Annotated in this window: 15 protein-coding genes; 2 read left to right on the forward strand and 13 right to left on the reverse strand. The window is 71.0% G+C overall.

Translation table 11 applies throughout. From position 1 onward, the window contains the following. Position 1 precedes the first annotated feature (1 nt). A complete protein-coding gene (locus tag PV762_RS03085) occupies positions 2–409 on the forward strand; it encodes a hypothetical protein (RefSeq protein ID WP_421033552.1) in 408 nt (135 codons plus the stop codon). Positions 410–437: 28 nt separating this feature from the next. Next, positions 438–2,561: a peptidase domain-containing ABC transporter gene (locus PV762_RS03090; protein ID WP_421033553.1), complete on the forward strand. Its 2,124-nt coding sequence runs from the start codon at positions 438–440 to the stop codon at positions 2,559–2,561. A 69-nt stretch (positions 2,562–2,630) separates the two neighbouring features. Here PV762_RS03090 and PV762_RS03095 read toward each other — a convergent pair whose 3' ends face one another. The 13 genes from PV762_RS03095 to PV762_RS03155 form a co-directional block, all read right to left on the reverse strand. Beyond that, positions 2,631–3,635, reverse strand: a complete 1,005-nt coding sequence (locus PV762_RS03095; protein ID WP_421033554.1) for a hypothetical protein — start codon at positions 3,633–3,635, stop codon at positions 2,631–2,633. Next, complete coding sequence (locus PV762_RS03100) at positions 3,632–5,326, reverse strand: asparagine synthetase B family protein (RefSeq protein WP_421033555.1); 1,695 nt, start codon at positions 5,324–5,326, stop codon at positions 3,632–3,634. Before PV762_RS03100 ends, PV762_RS03095 begins: the two co-directional genes overlap by 4 nt. 43 nt (positions 5,327–5,369) lie before the next feature. Beyond that, a complete protein-coding gene (locus PV762_RS03105; protein ID WP_421033556.1) occupies positions 5,370–6,536 on the reverse strand; it encodes a hypothetical protein in 1,167 nt (388 codons plus the stop codon). Between the two features lie 8 nt (positions 6,537–6,544). Then, complete coding sequence (locus PV762_RS03110; protein ID WP_421033557.1) at positions 6,545–7,624, reverse strand: glycoside hydrolase family 99-like domain-containing protein; 1,080 nt, start codon at positions 7,622–7,624, stop codon at positions 6,545–6,547. A gap of 196 nt (positions 7,625–7,820) precedes the next feature. Further along, positions 7,821–9,215: a 3-deoxy-D-manno-octulosonic acid transferase gene (locus PV762_RS03115; RefSeq protein WP_421033558.1), complete on the reverse strand. Its 1,395-nt coding sequence runs from the start codon at positions 9,213–9,215 to the stop codon at positions 7,821–7,823. Then, positions 9,208–10,575, reverse strand: coding sequence for an oligosaccharide flippase family protein (locus tag PV762_RS03120; RefSeq protein ID WP_421033717.1), 1,368 nt, complete (start codon positions 10,573–10,575; stop codon positions 9,208–9,210). Before PV762_RS03120 ends, PV762_RS03115 begins: the two co-directional genes overlap by 8 nt. 83 nt (positions 10,576–10,658) lie before the next feature. Beyond that, on the reverse strand, positions 10,659–11,813 hold the full coding sequence (locus PV762_RS03125) for a GNAT family N-acetyltransferase (protein ID WP_421033559.1): 1,155 nt from the start codon (positions 11,811–11,813) through the stop codon (positions 10,659–10,661). Beyond that, a complete protein-coding gene (locus PV762_RS03130; RefSeq protein WP_421033560.1) occupies positions 11,810–13,111 on the reverse strand; it encodes a glycosyltransferase in 1,302 nt (433 codons plus the stop codon). Before PV762_RS03130 ends, PV762_RS03125 begins: the two co-directional genes overlap by 4 nt. A gap of 10 nt (positions 13,112–13,121) precedes the next feature. Then, positions 13,122–14,378: a DegT/DnrJ/EryC1/StrS family aminotransferase gene (locus tag PV762_RS03135; protein ID WP_421033561.1), complete on the reverse strand. Its 1,257-nt coding sequence runs from the start codon at positions 14,376–14,378 to the stop codon at positions 13,122–13,124. A 16-nt stretch (positions 14,379–14,394) separates the two neighbouring features. Then, complete coding sequence (locus PV762_RS03140) at positions 14,395–15,261, reverse strand: hypothetical protein (RefSeq protein ID WP_421033562.1); 867 nt, start codon at positions 15,259–15,261, stop codon at positions 14,395–14,397. Between the two features lie 39 nt (positions 15,262–15,300). Further along, on the reverse strand, positions 15,301–16,239 hold the full coding sequence (locus PV762_RS03145; RefSeq protein ID WP_421033563.1) for a hydrolase 1, exosortase A system-associated: 939 nt from the start codon (positions 16,237–16,239) through the stop codon (positions 15,301–15,303). Beyond that, positions 16,236–17,144 (reverse strand): hydrolase 2, exosortase A system-associated, encoded by a 909-nt coding sequence (locus PV762_RS03150; protein ID WP_421033564.1) that lies wholly within the window; start codon positions 17,142–17,144, stop codon positions 16,236–16,238. The genes PV762_RS03145 and PV762_RS03150 overlap by 4 nt, the downstream gene beginning before the upstream one ends. Positions 17,145–17,194: 50 nt before the next feature. After that, on the reverse strand, positions 17,195–17,446 hold the full coding sequence (locus PV762_RS03155) for an acyl carrier protein (RefSeq protein WP_088403755.1): 252 nt from the start codon (positions 17,444–17,446) through the stop codon (positions 17,195–17,197). Positions 17,447–17,461 lie beyond the last annotated feature (15 nt).

A 17,461-nucleotide genomic window follows, 5' to 3' on the forward strand; every position in this document is an offset into this window, starting at 1 on the left:
CATGAAGCGTGTGCTCCTTGGTGCCCGACCTGTCCTGCTGGCGGTGGCTTTCGCCTCCTGCCACCCGAGCGGCGTGACGGCGCCCGAGCCGGCTCGGAAGGCTTATGTCATCGACACGGCCCTGGCGAAGGATTTCATCAGGACGTACCCCCGGCTAGGGGCTGTCCAGGGGTTCGACGGCCTGCCGTTCAGCGAGGTGCCAGACGGTGTCGCCGCGCTGGCGAGGCATTCGGAGCGAGTCACGCCGGTCGAGTTTCCCGTCGATCCTGCTGTGTTCGCCCCCAACAAATACGTCCTCTACAGCATGCCATGTCCGGGGGATGCGCTTGCAATCTGCCATTACCTGGGCGTGACGCCGAACTTCGGGATGCCGCAACATCGAATTTTCGGCCCGGTGAGCCTGCCGTGACCGAGCTGCGGACGGAGGCGTTCTCCTGATGAGCGAGCTTCAATCGCAGATCGCCGAGTGTGGCCTGGCTTGTCTGGCGGCCGTGTCGCAGTCCCATGGGCACCACATTCAGCTGGCGGAGTTGCGGCATCGATTTCCCAGCGCCGCCTCGGGAAGCACGCTCGGGGGACTGATGAAGCAGGGAGCGGCAGTCGGACTCGCGTCGCGTGCCGTGCGGCTGGAGCCGGCCCAGCTCAGGACCTTGAAGCTGCCGTGCATCCTGCATTGGCGCTTCAATCACTTCGTTGTCCTGCGATCAATCACGAGGAAACATGCGGACATCTTCGATCCAGGGATCGGAGAGCGCCGGGTCACGCTGGCCCAACTTTCCGAAGACTTCACCGGGGTGGCGGTGGAGATGTGGCCCGCGCCGGACTTCGTCCCGAAGCCGCCGCCCCCAGACATTCGGATCAGGGATCTTGCCGGCGCGATGCCTGGTTTGTCCCGGGCGCTGCTCTTCGTTCTTGTGGCGACGGGCGTGGTGCAGGCTCTTACCCTGGGGCTACCGCTGATGCAGCAGCTGATCGTGGATGACGCGATTGCGTCGGGAGACGCCGATCTGCTGCTTGTCCTGCTGATCGGTTTCTCTCTCCTGCTGGTGATCCAGACCTTGTCCTCGTGGGCCAGATCGTGGATGGTCACTGTGCTGGCGCAATCGATCAGCCTCAGATGGTCCTCCAACGTGTTCTTCCACCTTCTGAGGCTGCCGGCGGACTATTTCGAGAGCCGGCATCTCGGCGACATTTCGTCCCGCTTCTCCGCCGTCGGAGCCATCCAGCGCACGATCACCACGCGTGCGGTGGAATCGGTACTGGACGCCTGTTTCGCGCTCGCCACGCTGGGGATGATGGCGCTCTATTCCGTGCGTCTCACGCTCATCATGCTCGGCGCATTCCTCATTTATGGCGTGATCCGCGGACTGAGCTACGGACCGCTCAAGCACGCCGCGGCCGAGCGACTTGTCATCGGTGCAAAGGAACAGTCATTCTTCCTCGAATCGTTGCGTGCGATCAAACCGCTCAAGCTGTTCGCTCGCGAAACGGATCGGCACGGGCGGTGGCAGCACCTGCTGGTTGAGGTCCAGAACCGAGACTATCGATCCACGTTGATCGGCCTGTCGGTGGGCAGCTCCACCGCTTTGGTGTTCGGGCTGGAGATGATGCTGTCGCTGTACTGGGGGGCTCGACTGATCCTGTCCAGCCAATCGGACGCCACGACCGACGTCTTCACCGTCGGGATGTTGCTCGCCTTCCTTGGATACCGGGCCCAGTTCCAGCAGCGATTGACCGGAGTGATCGACTTCGTTGTGGAGTTCGCCATGCTCAAGGTCCACACGTTGAGGCTGGCGGACATTGCGCTGACCCCTCGGGAGGGCTGTAGCGACGAGGAGCACGTGCTTGAGCATGTCGATGCCACGGTGGAGCTGCGCAATGTCAGTTTCCGCTACTCGGACGAAGGCCCGTGGGTACTCAGACATGCAAATCTGCGCGTCGACGCTGGCCAAAGTGTCGCGTTGACGGGAGCGTCGGGCTGCGGGAAGAGCACCTTGGTCAAGCTGCTGCTGGGTCTGCTCGAGCCCCAGGAAGGCACCATCCTGTACGGTGGCGTGGCGCTGACCGACCGGACTCGCGCCGCGGCGCGCAGCATCGTCGGTCCCGTCATGCAGAGCGATGCATTGCTCGCAGGCAGTCTCAGCGAGAACATCAGTTTCTTCGACTCGATGGCCAATCTGGCGCGGGTTCAGGAGAGTGCCAGGCTCGCGCAGATCCACGACGACATCATGCGCATGCCGATGGCCTACAACACGCTGATCGGCGACCTCGGTTCCGGCCTTTCCGGGGGGCAAACCCAACGGATGCTTTTGGCCAGGGCGCTCTACAAGCGGCCGAAGATCCTGTTGCTGGATGAGGCAACCAGTCATCTGGATGTGAACAACGAGCGTCACATTGCCGCAGCGATTCAACGTCTGGACATCACGCGCATCGTCATCGCGCATCGTCCCGAGACTATCGATGCCTGTCAGCGGGTGTTCACGCTGGCGTCCGGTCAACTGAGCGAGCGTGATCGCAACGCGGTGTCTTCCGCGACATGTCCAGTGGGCGAGATCGCGTGAGCGATGACTGCAGTGTCCTCGACTAGTCGGCTCAAGATCACTAGATGGTTGTGACAGTGCGGCCCGGCGTCAGGCGGCGGTGCGCCAGACCAGCCGAGGCGCCAGCGTCTGCGGCACGGGTTCCTGCTGATCGAGCAGCTCGCGCCAGCCGCGCCGGTTGAGCGCATCGGCGCGCAGCAGCGCTTCCACCTCCTGAGGCGCTCGCGTCTGCCAGGCCAGCGCGAGCGCACGGGCCGTCGCCGGCAGGCTATCGATGGGCTGGTGCCGCGTGGCGAGGAAGAACTTCACCGCGGCGTTCTCGACGCGCCCGCGGCCCTGCCGCAGCACGCGCTTGATCTGGCCCTTCACGTCGCCGGGGCGCCACCACTGCTTCTTCGGCAGCAGCCAGGTGGCGTCGTCGGCCACGGCGATGCGGCTGGGATCCCACGGCGAGGACTCCGGATGCAGGCCGAAGCTGAGGAAGGCGCCCATCAGCGAATCGGTGCGGTACAGCCCCACCGGCAGGCGCAGACCGCGCGCGCGCATGGCGGCGATCGTCGATCCTTTCAGGCAGCAGAAGTTGCCGTGGAAGCCGCCTTCCTGGCGCATGCGCTCGCGCAGGGCCGCGCTGCCGCGGCCGATCGACGGTTGCCCGGTGCCGCCGAGCACGTGCGCGCCACCGGCCTCGACCGCCTCGGCCAGCCGCGCGATGGCCAGGGGCGGCAGCGTGACGTAGCCGTCGATGAAGCAGACGAGCGATTCGCCCTGCCAGATCGCGTGCACGTACTGGTTCCAGGCGTTGGCCTTGTCGCCGTGCGGGATCTCCCAGAGCGACACCGGGAAGGGCGGCGGCTCGACGGCCAGGCGGCGCCGGAGCTGTCCGACCAACGCGCCGTTGCCGTTGACGAGGATCACCACCTGCATGTCGGGCGGCAGGGCGCCGCGCAGCGCCGACACGTTGGCGTGCAGGACCGCGTCGGACTCGCGCGAGGAGAAGATGACCAGCGACCCGCCGATGCTGCGGGGATCGGCAGCCACGCCGCCCAGGTCGCCCGGGTAGACGCTTGAGGCGCCGCCGTCGCCGTTCACGCTCACACCCGGTAGTTGGGTCGATGCCCGCGCAGCCACTGCTCCAGCATCATCAGGATCCAGACCATCTCGCCGTAATAGCCCGGGTGTTCCGGCAGGCGTTCCTTGAGCAGGCCCTGGATGAACTGCGGCCGGACGATGCCGCGCGTGGACAGGCTGCCCAGCGAGTCCTCGGCCAGCGCGCGCAGGTTGGCGTCGCGCGTGGCCCAGACGCCGAAGGGCAGGCCGAAGCCCTGTTTCTTCTTGACGATGATCTCGTCGGGCAGGAAGCCCTTCAGCGCCTCCTTGAAGAACCAGCGCAGCTGCAGCCCCTTGAGCTTGTAGTCCGCCGGCAGGCGCTCGGAGAAGGCCAGCAGCTCGTCGTCCAGCATGGGGAAACCGACCGAGGTGCCCGCCAGCCGCGTGGTGCCCACGACCTTGGGCAGGTCGGTGTCGGCCAGCGTGTAGCGCCAGTCGAAGGCCAGCATGCGGTCGACCAACTGGCCGGACTTGAGGCCGTTCCAGACCTGGCGCTGCTGCTTCTGCGGGCCCAGCGGGTCCACGCGGCGCAGGAAGTCGGTCTCCAGCACGTCGCCCATGCCCAGGCGCGTCAGCAGGTTGTAGCTCTGCAGCCGGTCGGGCATCGGGACGCGCGCCTGGTCGATGTAGCTGGCGCCCTTCTTCAGCAGCGGCAGCCTGCCGATCGGCGAGCCGAACACCGGCTGCAGCACCAAGTCGCGCAGCGGTTCCGGCACCTTGCCGTACCAGGAGAACACGGTCTGCTTCGCGTAGCGCGTGTTGCCGCCGAAGAGCTCGTCCCCGCCGTCGCCCGCGAGCAGGTGCCGCACGCCATTGTCGTGGGCGCGGCGGGCGCAGTAGTACGAGGGCAGTGCCGAGCTGTTGCCGAAAGGCTGGTCGTAATGCGTCGCGACTTTCGCGATGCCGTCGACCAGGTCCTTGGGCGTCACGTAGTACTCGTGATGCCGGCAGCCGAAATGCTTGGCGGCGGTGCGCGCGAAGGCCATCTCGTCGTAGCCCTCGGCTTCGAAACCGATGGAGTAGGTGTCCGCCGGACGTCCCGCGACGCGGCTCAGCATGCCCGCGACCGTCGAGCTGTCCGTGCCCCCGCTCAGGAAGCAGGCGGCGTCCGGCGCGTGCATCGCCCGCTGCACCGAGCGCTGGAGGATCTCCTTGAACTCGACCTTCAGGTCTTCCAGCCTCGGCGCCGGATCGGCGCGGAAGGTCGGCGTCCAGTAGGGCGTCACGCGCAGCTCGCCGCGCTCGAAGATCGCCACATGCCCCGCCGGCAGCCGGAAGATGTTGCGGAACACCGTCCGCGGCGACGGGATCACGTGGAAGTAGAGGTAGTCGAACAGCGCCTGCGGGTCGAGGTCGGCGTCGTCGCCGGCGAGGTCGTCCGCGCGGGTCGCGAACTGCAGCTCGTGGCCGACGATGCGGTAGCACAGCGGCTCGATGCCGAAGCGGTCCGTCGCCAGCAGCGTGCGCCCACCGGGCTGGCGCCAGGCCACGGAAAAACGGCCGCCGACCTGCGCCAGCGCGGGTGCGGGATCGCTCGCCGACAGCAGCGACTGCCAGGCGGCGTCGCGTTGCGCGGCGGGGGCGTCGGCGGGCAGGCCGCGCAGCACCGGTTGCCCGGTGGCGAGGAAGTCCGCGCGCGGTCGCGCGGCGGCGTTGAAATCGGTGGGTGAGGCGTCCATGAGGTGTGGCCTTCTGATCGTTGTCGGCGTTGGCGTCGGCGCGTCAGCGCAGACCCAGGGCGCGCAGGGCTCGTCCGATCGCGGCTTTCGGCGCGAGCATCCAGCGCGGCGTCAGCCGCGGCCAATGGGGCTGGCGGGCGCGCCAGAGCGTGTCGTACTGGCCGACGGCCCGCCAGCGCGAGGCCGCGTCATCGAGGCGCCGGGCGGGGAAGGGCCCGCGCGGCGACGCGATGACGTGGCGGTAAGCGTCGACGAAGTGCGTCGCCATCCGGGCCGGTTGCCAGTGCGCCAGCATCCAGGCGCGGTTCTGGCGCCCCAGCGCGCGCGTCAGCGCCGGCTGCCGGCACAGGTCCATCAGGACCTCCAGCGCGTGTTCGACGCCGACGTTGACGACCGGGAAGTCGCTGCGTCCGGTCAGTTCCTGCAGCGCCGCCAGCGTGCGGCCGTCCAGGCAGGACAGGCACACCGACCCCTGCGCCAGGGCTTCCAGCGTGTTCAGGTGGTAGCTGCCGGTGACCAGATCGTCGATGAACAGGTGGCAGCGCGCCTTGCGCGCGAGGCATTCCGCATGCGGGACCCGTTCGATGAGGTCGACCTCCAGCGCGATGCCCTCGCGCGCGCAGCGGCGGCGCAGCTGCCGCAGCAGCTTGACCGTCTCGCCGTAGCCCTTGGTGTCCCAGCGCGACGAGCCGCCGGAGTTGAAGCGCGTCGGCGCGTAACCGATGCGCAGCGGGCCGTCGTCCGGGGGCGACGGCAGGTCCAGCGCGACGACGTTGGGCACCAGCCGCGCGTCGGGGAACTGCCGCTCCGGGTACTGCGCGATCACCAGCTTGGGGATGGGGCAGTCCGCGACCGCTTGCGTCGGCTGGCGGTTGAAGCGGGCGACCAGGTCGGGCGTCGAATGGAAGTGCCGCACCATCGGCTTGCCCGTCTGCCAGAGCTCGGCGAACGAGACGGGCGCGAAGTCGGCGCTGTCCAGGTGCAGGTAGTTGTGCAGATGGACGACGTCGCAACGCGACAGCAGCGCCAGGACCTCGTCGCGGTCGCGCGGCCAGCGCAGGTCCAGCTCGAAGCTCATGCGGTCGTACTCGCCCGCCTGCGCGTCCAGCACCACCCAGCGCGCGTCCACGCCGGGCAACGCGCGCAGCGCGGCGCAGACCCGGCCGGGCGCGCCCACGAGCGGCGTGTGCGAGAAGTGCAGCGCGAGCATGGGCGGGCTCATCCGGCGCGGACGATCTCGCGCCGCAACGCCTCCAGATACCCCATGCCGGTGACCTGATCGGGCTCGAGGTAATTGCCTTCGGCCCATTCGTTCCAGGACTTCACGATCAGCAGCCGCTTGTCCAGCGGCCGGTCGCGCAGCATGTCCACGGCGCGGCGGACCTGTCCCGCGAAGAGCTCGGGATCGCAGCCCTCGATCACGTTGCCGCGGGTGCCGTGGCGCGCGGTCGTGTCCCAGTTGGGGAACACGGTCGGGAACACGTCGGCGCCCGGCACGTGGTCGACGACCGGCTCGCGCATGACTTCCTCGTAACGATGGACCGTGGGCCAGCCGCGCCAGGCCTGCATCTTGTAGCGCAGCCAGCGGGCCGGGTCGCGGCGGGAGATCCACGGACGCGTGTCCGGCAGCCGGTGCGCGACGGCACCGTCGAAGCCGGCCGGGCGTGGGTCCCAGGGCTGCTGGCGGTGGTTCACGCCGATGAAGTAGAAACCGCCCAGGCCGGCCTGGCGGGCCAGGTCTTGCCATTGCGCGATGAACTGCTCGCGCTCGGCGATCTGCATCGGCCGGTAGATGAAGAACACGGGCTTGCCGTCCACGCGCAGGTAGCGCGCGTCGCGGAAGGCGGGCAGCAGGTGCTCGAAGTGGGCCGCATGGTCCTCCGGGCCGGGATAGACCTGCTCCAGCAGCGTCTGGCGAGGCTGTCCGGCCCACACGCCGGTCCAGGACTCGTTGGCCCAGCACAGGCAGAACGGGAAGTCGGGATCCCCCGCCGCGAGCACCTCGTTGAAGGGCCGCTCCAGCATCTCGCGTCCGCCGAACCAGTAGTGGTAGTAGCAGAAGGCCTCGATGCCGTGCGCCCGGGCCATGTCGGCCTGCGCCGCGCGCGTCTCGGCCACGCGCAGGTCGTAGTAGCCGAGGTCGGCCGGCAGCTTGGGCTGCTGGTGCCCCGGGTACAGCGGCTTGGCCTTGGCGACGTTGCGCCATTCGGTGAATCCGCGGCCCCACCATGCGTCGTTTTCCGGCGTCGGGTGGTACTGGGGGAGGTAGAGGGCAATGACACGTGCCAGGCGGTCCATGCGGTCGATCTTCTAAGTCGTGGGCGCTGACCGGCAACGTACCGGCGCAGCGGATTCTAGGGGCCGACCCTCGTCCGCCAGGGCGCTTCGCCCCCCGACCTCGGGGCCCGATCCAGGGGGGGCGGACCCGGTGCCCGGCGGGCCGGATGGGCCGGATGGGCTGGATCGGCCGGACGGGCTCGAGGGACCGGCGTCCTCAGCGGCCCAGCCAGGGCTCGCCGGCCGCCTGATGCCGCGCGACGGAGCCCCGCATCGAGGCCAGGACCTCCTCGGTGCGCCGCAGGTCCTCGGCGATGCGCGGCGCCCGGGCGATGGCGGCCAGCCAGTAATCGCACATGGCGGCGTCGTCGTCGCATTCGTGCAGGACGCCGCGGTCGCGCAGCAGGCGGTAGACCGGATACGACGGGTAGGTCGTGTCCCAGCCGCCGCGGATGGTCAGCGGCTTGTTCAGCCCCAGCGGCTCCAGCACGTTGTGGTCGACGCCCACGTGCGCGACGCTGGCCGCCGCGTAGAAGTCGCGCAGCTCCCCGACCGTGTCCAGCACCATGCAGGCCACGTCGGCCGCGAGCGGCGCGTCCTCCACCTGCGAGCGCCGCGTGACCCGCAGACCCGCTTCGGCCAGTTGCGCCAGCAGCTCGCCCATGCGCGCCTGGTTCTCCGGATGGCGCGGCGCCAGGATCAGCAGCGCGTCGGGATGCGTGCGGCGCAGGCGCTCGAAAGCGCCCAGCACCTGGCGCTGCTCGGCCAGTTCGGTGACGCAGCCGCCGACCACGATGGGCCGGGCCGACGCGAGCAGATGGCCCAGCAGCCGCGGACTGCGCGTGGCCTGCTCCACGCCCCAGTCGGCACGGCGCATCGCGTCGAATTTCATGTTGCCCGTCACCTGCAGCCGTTCGCGCGGCGCGCCGCGCGATTCGAGCTGGCGCGCGGTCTCGTCATCCTGCACGCACAGCACGTCGAAGGCGTTCAGGAAATCGCGTTCCAGCAGGCGGCGCTCCAACTGGTCGAGCCGCGCCGGCGGGTCGTAGTGGTACAGCCAGCCGTTGAGCATCAGCGTCGCGGCGTTGTGGCGGCGCGCCTCGCGCAGGAAGGCGTAGGAGAAGCGGCAGGGCGCCTCGGACGGCAGGCAGGGGATCTCCGCCACGGCCAGCATCGCCGGCGGCAGCAGGCGGGCCAGGCGGCGCGCGTCGCTGCTGTGGCCGCGGCTGGTGCAGACCACCGCCTGCGGCAGCCGGGCGAGGTAGGCGTCGCGGTAGTGCGGATGCTCGGTGATCAGCACCGGCCGCAGGTCGGGCCGCTGCGCGATCAGCCATTCGATCATCGGCGCGACCGCGTTGAGCTCGCCGATCGTGGTCACGTAGAACCACAGCGCCGGGCCGGTCGCCTCGGCCGGCGTCACCGAGAACGCGCCCAGCGTGTTGTTGCCGCGCTGGTCGCTCAGCCACTCCAGCGCGCGGAACATCGCCCAGCGCAGCGGCTCGCCGAGGCGGGCCGGGGCCGGCGCCAGCGGGGTCTGCGCCTTCGCCCGCGAAGGCGTCGGGGTGGGCGTGGGGGTGGGCGGAGGCGTCGCCAGGGAGGAGGAATCAGGCATGTCGGCTCCGCAGGTGGGTGAGGAGGCGCCGCACTTCGAGCATGGCGGGATGCCTGAGCGCGGCGGCGCAGGCCAGCCAGGCCGCGGTGCCGGCCACGACGCACAGGGCGATCCGCGGTATGAGCGGCAGGCCCAGCTCGTGCGCGGTCAGGCGCGCCAGCACCAGGCCGGCGCCGCAGCCCAGCGCCAGCAGCGCGCTGGCGACGCTGGGGCCGTAGAGTTGCCGCGGCCGCGCCTTGAGGACCTGGGTCAGATGGCGCGTGTACATCGCGACCTGCACCAGGTTGCCCACGACGAACACCGCGGCGACCGCGTGGAGGTTCCAGAGCGCGGCGATCCCCACGCACACCAGGTGCGTGGGGCTGTACCAGAGCGCGACCGACAGCCGGCGCTTGATCTGGCCGGTGGCGGCGAGCGCGTTGGGCGCGAGCATGGTCAGCGCGTAAGGCAGCCCGGCGAGCGCGAGCAGCGTCGCCAGCGGCGCGGCCGGATGCCACTGCGGGCCGTAGAGCAGGACGAGGATGTCGTCGGCCATCAGCGCCACGCCGACCATGAACGGCCAGGCGATGCCGGTGAACAGCGCCGTGCCCTTGGCGAAGGGCGTGACCAGGCTGTGGCCGGCGCGATGGTCGGCGGCGAGGGCGGGCGTGGCCACGCGCAGGATGGCCGAGCTCACCGTCTGCGCCAGCAGGTCGATCAGGCCCGCCGCGCGGCTGAACAGACCCAGCGCGGTGAAGCCGAACACCTTGCCGATGATCAGCTCATGGCCGTTGCGCGCGCCCGATTCCACCAGGCGCGAGCCGGTGAACATCGCGCCGAAGCGCAGTTGCCGGCCGGCGCCGCGCAGGCGCGGCATCAGCAGCGCGTCGCGCGGTCGCATCCAGATCAGGATGGCCGCCTGCGTCGCGATGCCGGCGACCGGGCCCCAGGCCAGGCTGAGCGCGCCGTGGCCGGTCCAGGCCAGCGTGACGCTGGTGGCGGCGTTGACGACGTTGGCGCTGACCTGCACCACGCAGACCTTGTGGAAGGCCATCTCGCGGTTGAGCAGCGCGAACGACGGCGAGGCCAGCGGCAGCACCAGGAAGTTGATGCTCAGCACCAGCAGCAGGTCGGCGACCAGCGGCTCGTGGTACCAGTCCGCCAGCAGGAAACGGCCGCCCAGGATCGCCAGCGCCAGGCTCCAGGCCATGATCAGCGTGATCGTGAACGCGCTGCGCATCTTGTCGCGGTCGAGTTCGCGTTCCTGGATCAGGTACTCGCTGACGCCGAAGTCGCGCAGGATGGACGCCAGGTTGGTCACCACCGCACACAGCGAATACACGCCCACCTGCGTCGGCGTCAGCAGCCGCGCCAGGATCATGGTCGTGGGGATGGTGATCGCCAGGCTCAGGTAGCGCTCGGCGAAGGACCAGGCCAGCGCGCCGCGGACGGAAGGGCTCTTGCTCATGCCGGCGCTTCTTCCGTCTTGGCTGGCGCTTCGGCGGAAGCGTCGGCGGCCGCGTCGGCCGGCTGGGCGTCGCCGCGGCGCAGCAGCCGCTTCAGCGTCGGCACCCAGCCCCAGCGGTACAGCGTGGCGTGATAGACCGGGCGCGCGTCGGCGGTCCAGCGGGTGTGCCACTCCATGACCTTGCCGTAGAACTCGATGCGCCGGATCGGACCCCCGGCGGCCGCCGCGTCGAAGAGCTGCTGGAACTGCAGCTGGCGCATCAGCGTCGACGGCGAGACGGCCTTGTGCGCCTCGTCGTAGGCCGTCTTGAGGATGACGATCTTGCCGCCCGACTCGATGCACAGGTCCATCGCGACGACGGCGTCGTCGAACCGGTACTGGTACAGCCGGACGCGGCCGGCACGCGCGAAGCTCTCCAGCATCGCGCGATAGAACTCGTACTGCGGATGGCCCGGCGCGATCGCCGTGCCTTCGGAGCCCTTCCAGCCGCTCGCCTCCAGCCGGCCGTAGTTCGCCAGCGCGGGGGCGACGTCCTCGGGCCGCGTCAGGCATTCCAGCCGCGTGACGGTGCCGGCGGCGTCCAGCTTCTTCTGCTGCTTCTTCAGGTTGGTCCGCAGATTCTTGCCGCGTGCTTCCCAGTAGCTGTCGAAATCGCCGGTCAGGTCGACCCAGGCCGTGTCGATGTAGTCCTGGCCGCGCCAGCGGGCGCTGTCGGCGGGGCGCGCATGGAAGAGGCTGTCGAGCTGCGTCAGGCCCAGCGCCAGCGCGGGCAGCGGCAGCGCGCGCAGCAGGCCTTCGGCCAGGGGTTGCAGCGCGTCGCCGCCCGCGCTCAGCCAGGCGCCCAGCGGCAGCTGCGACGGCTGGAAGGTCGTCCACTGCGCGGTGCCCGCGGGCGTCACGATCGCGGCGGCGCGAGGCGCCTTCGGATCGCCGAGCAGCGCGAGACGTTCGCGGCCGGTGCCGAAGACGCTCAGCAGCGGCGCGAGGAAGGCGCTCTCCAGGAACGGAAGGCCGGCGACACGGGCCTGCAGCGCGTCCCACGCGGCGGCATGCGGCGCGAAGGCGGCCGCATCGGGCAGCGCGATCAGGGACCAGCGCAGCGAACCTGCGGGGGGCGGGGAAGTCGGGGTCGTCGGGATCGTCGGGGTCATGGTCGCGCCTCGGCGGTAGGCATCTGGGGGGCGCAGGCCTCGTCGAGCACGCGGGCGAGTTCGCCGGTGCGGGACTCGCGCGAGGCCGCGGCGATGACCGGCGGCGCGGGCAGCGCGGCACGGTCGTGGAACAGGTCGTCGAGGAAACGGTCGAGCGCGGCGGCGACGCCGGGGCCGTCCTCCAAGGCCGCCTGGTGAGGCAGGCCCGCGCGACGCATGAGCTGCGCGGTGTCGCCGGCCGGGTCGGCCAGCGTCAGCACCGGTCGGCGCGCGCGCAGGTATTCGTAGGCCTTGGCGGGAATCTGGTCGTTGCAGTCGTTCGATTGCAGCAGCAGCAGGCCGTCGGCGGCCAGCATTTCGGCCAGCGCGTCGGCGTAGGGCAGCGGCGGTGCGATCTCGACCAGGTCGGCCACGCCCAGGCGCCGCGCGAGGTCCCGGACGAAATCGTCGTGCGCCGTCGCGCGCAGCCGCAGCCGCAGCGTCGAGGCATCGATGCGACCTTGGGCCTTCGCGTCGGCCAGCGCCTCGAACAGCCGCGCCGGGCTGCGCCAGTCGGGATAAACGACGCCGCTGTGCAACAGCACGCGCGGGCCGGGTGATGTCGCTCCGGCGGCGTCGCCGCGCGCGCGCGCATTCGCCTGACGTTCGGCCTGACGTTCGGCCTGCCGGAACGCGTCCTCGCTGTAGCCGTTCTCGATCACGCGGATCCGGTCGGCCGCGGCGGGAAAGCGCTTGGCGTAGAGACGCGCCGCGCCGGGCGTCGTGAAGGTGAAACGCGCCGCGCGCGCGAAGACCTTGCGCTCCACCGCCGCGAAGCTGCGCCACAGCACCGGATCGGCGGGGTAGCCGTCGTGGGCCATGGGATCGCGGAAGTCGGCCACCCAGGGCAGGCCGCTGAGTCGCGACAGCCAGTAGCCCACCAGGTGCGCGCTGGGGATGGGATAGGTGCTCCAGATCGCGTCGGGCCGGGTGTCGCGGATCAGCTTCAGGCCGGCCGGCACGGCGCCGAGCAGCCAGCTGTGCCAGCGGTCCGGACGCGCGAGGAACCCGGGATAACGGCCCGCGATCGACAGGTGGCGCGCGGCATCGAGCGCGAAGGCGCGGCGCACGATCAGGTCCCTGGGGATCTCTTCGACGAGGTCGGTCCCGGTCTGCGCATGCACGCGCGGATGCGCGGTCAGCAGGCTCGGCGTCCAGCCCGAGGCCGGCAGCTGCTGCGCGAAGCGCAGGGCGCGCTGCACGCCGCTGGTGCCCGCCATCGGCGGGAACTGGAAGGAGACCATGAGCACGCGTCGCATGGTCGTGCGCTCAGCGAGCGGGTGGGACGGTCGACGTCGGGGCCGAGGGGGCGGCCGGCGTGATGAAGAGGCGTTCGACCTGCGCCACGATGCGGCGCAGGTCGGCGTCGGTGAGGTCCTGGTGGCAGGCCAGCTGCAGCACGTGGTGCGACCATGACTTGCCGGCGTCGCCGGGCAGCCCCGGCACGCCCGGCCAGAGCCGGTCCCAGCGTGACACCGGCACGCCGAGCCTGCGCATCTCCGCGTAGCCCGGATCGGGCGTGCGCACCCACAACGGGAAGACGTAGGGCGCGCAATCCGCGGGCAGGGCGGGCAGCAGCGGATGCACGCCGTCGCGTCCCGAGAAGGCCTCGGTGAAGAACGCATAGTGGTGGCGGCGCGCCTCGACGATGCGGCGCCGCGGCACGCGCCGCGAGATCCAGCCGCTGGCCTGCGTCAGCCCTCGGTGCGACAGCGGCAGGTCGATCAGCGCCATGTTGGCGTCGATCTCCTGGGCCTCGTCGAGGTCGCCGCGCCGGCTCGGCACCGCGTCCTTGCCGGCGCCCGGCCCGCCGGCGCCGCCGCGCAGCGCCTGGCGCAGGGCGCTCTTGAGCGCGAACGCGCCCCGGATCAGCCGGTTCAGGCCGGTCAGGCGGTCGTGCGCGGCGCCCATGTGCAGGATGTCCGACGCCGCCTTGATCTGCTCGATGCGCGGCACCGGCGTCAGCACCGGCATCGCCAGACCCGCGCGGTTGAGCGCGAGGATGCCGCCCTCGGGCGTCGGGAAGAACTTGGTCAGGCTGGCGATGGCGACGTCGCCCCAGGAGCCGATCGTGCGCGATCCGGCGCGGCCGAACATCGCATGCGCGCAGTCCTCGATCAGCGCGATGCCGCGCGCGTCGCACCAGGCGCGCACCGCTTCCATCGGCTGCGGCAGCCCGAAGTAATGCGGCACCAGCAGCGCCTTGGTGGTGGCCGGCGCGTGCGCCGACAGCCAGTCCAGGCGCGGCGCGCCGTGCTCGTCGATCGGGTAGAAGGCCGCGTCCGCGCCCAGCGTCTTCACCGGCGAGACCATGGTCGGGCAGTGGTAGGTCGGCAGCAGCACCAGGTCGCCGGGGCCCACGGCCAGGCACTCCAGCGCCAGCAGGATCGCCGCGCGGCCGCTGGTGGTGGGCAGGTGACGCGGGTGGTCGAGCAGGCTGTGCAGGTCGACCTGCGCGGCGCCCGCGAAGGTGTGCCAGCCGAGGACCGGCAGCCGCGGCGCGGGCAGGAGGGGCGGCGGAGTCAAGTCGACGGCCTTCCGGTCAGCGGGCGGACGGGGCGGCCGGCGCGGCCGATTCAGGCGCCGAAGCGCCGGATCCAGACGGGGAGACGGCGGACGGCGACGCCGAAGCGCCGCTGTCGGGGGCCGAGGCGGCCTCGCCCGGCAGCCGGAGGTCGGCGGGCCAGCGGTTGATCGCCATCAAGCGCTGGCGGAGGACGGGATGCGTCATGCCGGCGCCGTAGGCGCGGCGCGCGGACTGGACGGCCAGATCCACGTCGTTGAGGTCCAGCGCGACCATGCCGACGTTGTAGAACGAGAACGCGTTGTCGCTGGTCGCGGTCAGCTTGTTCGCCGCCTGCAGCTGATCCTTGGCCGCGGCGGTCTTGCCCTTGTCGTTCAGGTAGCCGGCGTAGAGCAGGCGCACGATGAAGTCGTCCGCCCGCCAGAAGACCGCGCGCTTGAAGTAGCAGTCGACGGTGAACATCGCGTCCGGCGGCTGGTCGCGCTTGGTGCGCTCGCCGAATTGCATCATGGCGGCGAGCGCGCGATGGTGGTTCGGGAAGGCGCGCAGCGTGTAGTCGATGTCGCTGCCGATGGTGCCGCGCTTGCACTTGATCAGCGCCTCGCAGGTGTCGATGAAGTGGGCGCCCTCGACGAGCTCCAGCTCCGACATCTTCTGCGTCACCGGATCGATCTTCGGCAGGTCCTTGAACTTGCGGTAATCGAAGGGGCCGAAGTTGTTGGACAGCCCGCCGCAGCCCACGCCCTGCGCGACGGCGGCATGGGCGGTGACGGCACCGGCCAGCGCCAGCACGAGCGCGCGCCAGCGGCCGCGGCCGCGGGAGGCGGCGGCGACGCGGACAGTGCCGGTGGCGTGGGACGCACGGAAGAGGGGGATGACGGACATGGCGGGGCTCCGATGGGGCCGGGTGTACCGGTCAGGCGCTCAGGCGGCCGGCACGCCGCGGACGAAGGCGGCGGTCAGCCGTTCGACGTGGGCGCGCCAGGCGGCGGTCGAGAAAGTATGGTCCGCGTCGGGCAGGTCCTCGCGGCGCAGGCCGGGACGGCTCAGCAGGCCGTGCCAGGCGGGACCGCCGTCGCGGCAGCGGTCCAGGAATTCATTGGCGCAGACGTCCTTGCCCGACAGGATCAACAGCACCGGGCCGCCGAAACGGCGCAGGCCGTCGGCCATCTGCTCGGTGTAGTGGCGGGTGTCCGTGGCGTGCGCGCCGGGGCCGGCTGTCCCGGCGCGAGCGGGAGCAGCGGTGGCACGACCCTGGGCGAGCTTGCCCAGCAGCTCGCGCACGGCGCCCGGTCCCACGCGGCCGCTCAGCAGCTTGCGCCAGAACGACGGCTGACGCAGCCGCTCCAGGTAGTAGTGCTTGACCTGCGCGCGGGCCAGGCTGGTCGCCGTGCGGACCCAGGGGTTGGCCAGGCACAGGCCGGCCACGCGCGGGTCGCGGCGGCGGTGCACGTACAGCAGCGCGGCGGAGGCGGCGTCGCACAGGCCCCAGAGCACCACGCGCTCCAGCGACGGGTGCTCGCGCTGCCAGGCGTCGATCGCGGCGGCGATATCGGCGTCGACCTGCTCGAAGTCGCGCTGCGCGCCCTGCGCGTCGCCCATGCCGCGGTAGTCGATCCGCAGGCAGGGCACGCCGGCGGCGGCCAGCGCGCGGCCCAGCAGCGTGAACTGGCGGTGACTGCCCACGCGGTATTGCGGGCCGCCGACGATCAGCAGCACGCCGGTGCCGGCGGCAGGCGATGCGCCGGCAGCGGCGGAGGCGGAGCCGGACGTGGTCACCGGTTCGCTCAGCAGGCCGACCAGGGCGTCGCCATGGCAATCGATGCGGAGCACGCTGTCGCGATGGGCGGGGGACGTGTTCATGCGCTCACCGCCTCGACCGGTCGGGTCGCGAAGTCGGCGTCGGCGGTCAGCGCGGCGAGGCTCGCCTCGATCAGCCGCGGGGCTTCCTCGATCTCGGTGGCGGCCCAGAAGGACGGACCCTGGCAGACCGCGGCGCGCACCTCGGCGCCCTGGGCGGTCCAGGCCTCGACGGCCATCGTCGCGGCTGGCGTGAGCGTCGCGTCTTCGCGCGGCGAAAGTTCCAGCCATGCGACGCGGCGCACGCGCGGCGACGGTTTCAGTTGTGCGGACTCCAGGCCTTCGGCCAGCGCGGGCGCGAGCAGGTAGCCGGCGATCTCGACCGGCTCGCCGCGTGCGAGCTGGTCGCGCATGGCCTGGACGGCACCTTTTGCCTGGCCGCCGATCAGGTCGGCCGCGACGCGCAGGCGCATGAACTGCTGGAGCTGGAGCTTGCCCGCCGTCACCGGCTGCCACAGCAGCAGGTGCAGCGGACGATCGAGGGCGAGATCGAAGGCGGCGGGCGCCAGCAGCGCGCCGGCACGCAGGCCCCACAGCCACAGCGGCGGCTTCGCGCCGTCGGTGCCGGGCAGGGCGCGGGCGTCGAGCCAGCCGACCGCCAGCCGGACGTCGTCCGACCAGCGCGTCCAGGCGGCGTCGCCGAAGTCGCCGCTGCTGTCGCCGCAGCCGAGCAGGTCGATCGTCAGCACCTCGACACCGGCGGCGGCGAACGCGCGCGCGGCGAGGGCGATCATGCGGCGGGACTTGTTCATCTCCTCCGCGAAGGGCGGCAGGAGCAGTATCTGGCCGCGCGGCGCCGCTGCGGCGGCAAGGACGGCGGGATAGTGGACGCACAGCCGCTGGCCCCCGGCGCCGTCATCCAGGAAGAACGGCGTGGATGACGGGGTGGGCGGGGCGGCGGCGGCCATGGGGCGGGAGACAGGGGAGGGGGCGGCGGTCGCGGCGGTCGCGGCGCCCGTCAGGCGGCGAGCTTGCCGTTCACGAAGTCGAGCAGGGCGCCCACCGTGGCGAAGGTGGCGCCGTCGATCTCGTCGTCGTCGACGACGAAGCCGAACTGTTCCTCGAGCGCGGTGATCAGGCTGACGACCGCCATGGAGTCGAGCTCCGGGATCGCGCCCAGCAGCGCGGTGTCGACGGTGAAGTCCTTCGCGCGGCCTTCCAGGCTGAGGACGTCGTCGAGGATGGCGAGCAGGTGTTGTTGGGTGTTCATGGTCGGGGCGGATCT

Source organism: Mitsuaria sp. CC2 (assembly GCF_048957715.1).
GTDB lineage: Bacteria > Pseudomonadota > Gammaproteobacteria > Burkholderiales > Burkholderiaceae_C > Roseateles.

What these genes read in the sequence shown, in the direction of transcription:
- PV762_RS03100 (WP_421033555.1), bottom strand. Translation starts at nt 5,326, where the DNA reads ATGGACGCCTCACCCACCGATTTCAACGCCGCCGCGCGACCGCGCGCG.
- PV762_RS03125 (WP_421033559.1), bottom strand. Translation starts at nt 11,813, where the DNA reads ATGACCCCGACGATCCCGACGACCCCGACTTCCCCGCCCCCCGCAGGT.
- PV762_RS03120 (WP_421033717.1), bottom strand. Translation starts at nt 10,575, where the DNA reads ATGATCCTGGCGCGGCTGCTGACGCCGACGCAGGTGGGCGTGTATTCG.
- PV762_RS03115 (WP_421033558.1), bottom strand. Translation starts at nt 9,215, where the DNA reads ATGCCTGATTCCTCCTCCCTGGCGACGCCTCCGCCCACCCCCACGCCC.
- PV762_RS03085 (WP_421033552.1), top strand. Translation starts at nt 2, where the DNA reads ATGAAGCGTGTGCTCCTTGGTGCCCGACCTGTCCTGCTGGCGGTGGCT.
- PV762_RS03110 (WP_421033557.1), bottom strand. Translation starts at nt 7,624, where the DNA reads ATGGACCGCCTGGCACGTGTCATTGCCCTCTACCTCCCCCAGTACCAC.
- PV762_RS03090 (WP_421033553.1), top strand. Translation starts at nt 438, where the DNA reads ATGAGCGAGCTTCAATCGCAGATCGCCGAGTGTGGCCTGGCTTGTCTG.
- PV762_RS03145 (WP_421033563.1), bottom strand. Translation starts at nt 16,239, where the DNA reads ATGAACACGTCCCCCGCCCATCGCGACAGCGTGCTCCGCATCGATTGC.
- PV762_RS03150 (WP_421033564.1), bottom strand. Translation starts at nt 17,144, where the DNA reads ATGGCCGCCGCCGCCCCGCCCACCCCGTCATCCACGCCGTTCTTCCTG.
- PV762_RS03140 (WP_421033562.1), bottom strand. Translation starts at nt 15,261, where the DNA reads ATGTCCGTCATCCCCCTCTTCCGTGCGTCCCACGCCACCGGCACTGTC.
- PV762_RS03105 (WP_421033556.1), bottom strand. Translation starts at nt 6,536, where the DNA reads ATGCTCGCGCTGCACTTCTCGCACACGCCGCTCGTGGGCGCGCCCGGC.
- PV762_RS03130 (WP_421033560.1), bottom strand. Translation starts at nt 13,111, where the DNA reads ATGCGACGCGTGCTCATGGTCTCCTTCCAGTTCCCGCCGATGGCGGGC.
- PV762_RS03155 (WP_088403755.1), bottom strand. Translation starts at nt 17,446, where the DNA reads ATGAACACCCAACAACACCTGCTCGCCATCCTCGACGACGTCCTCAGC.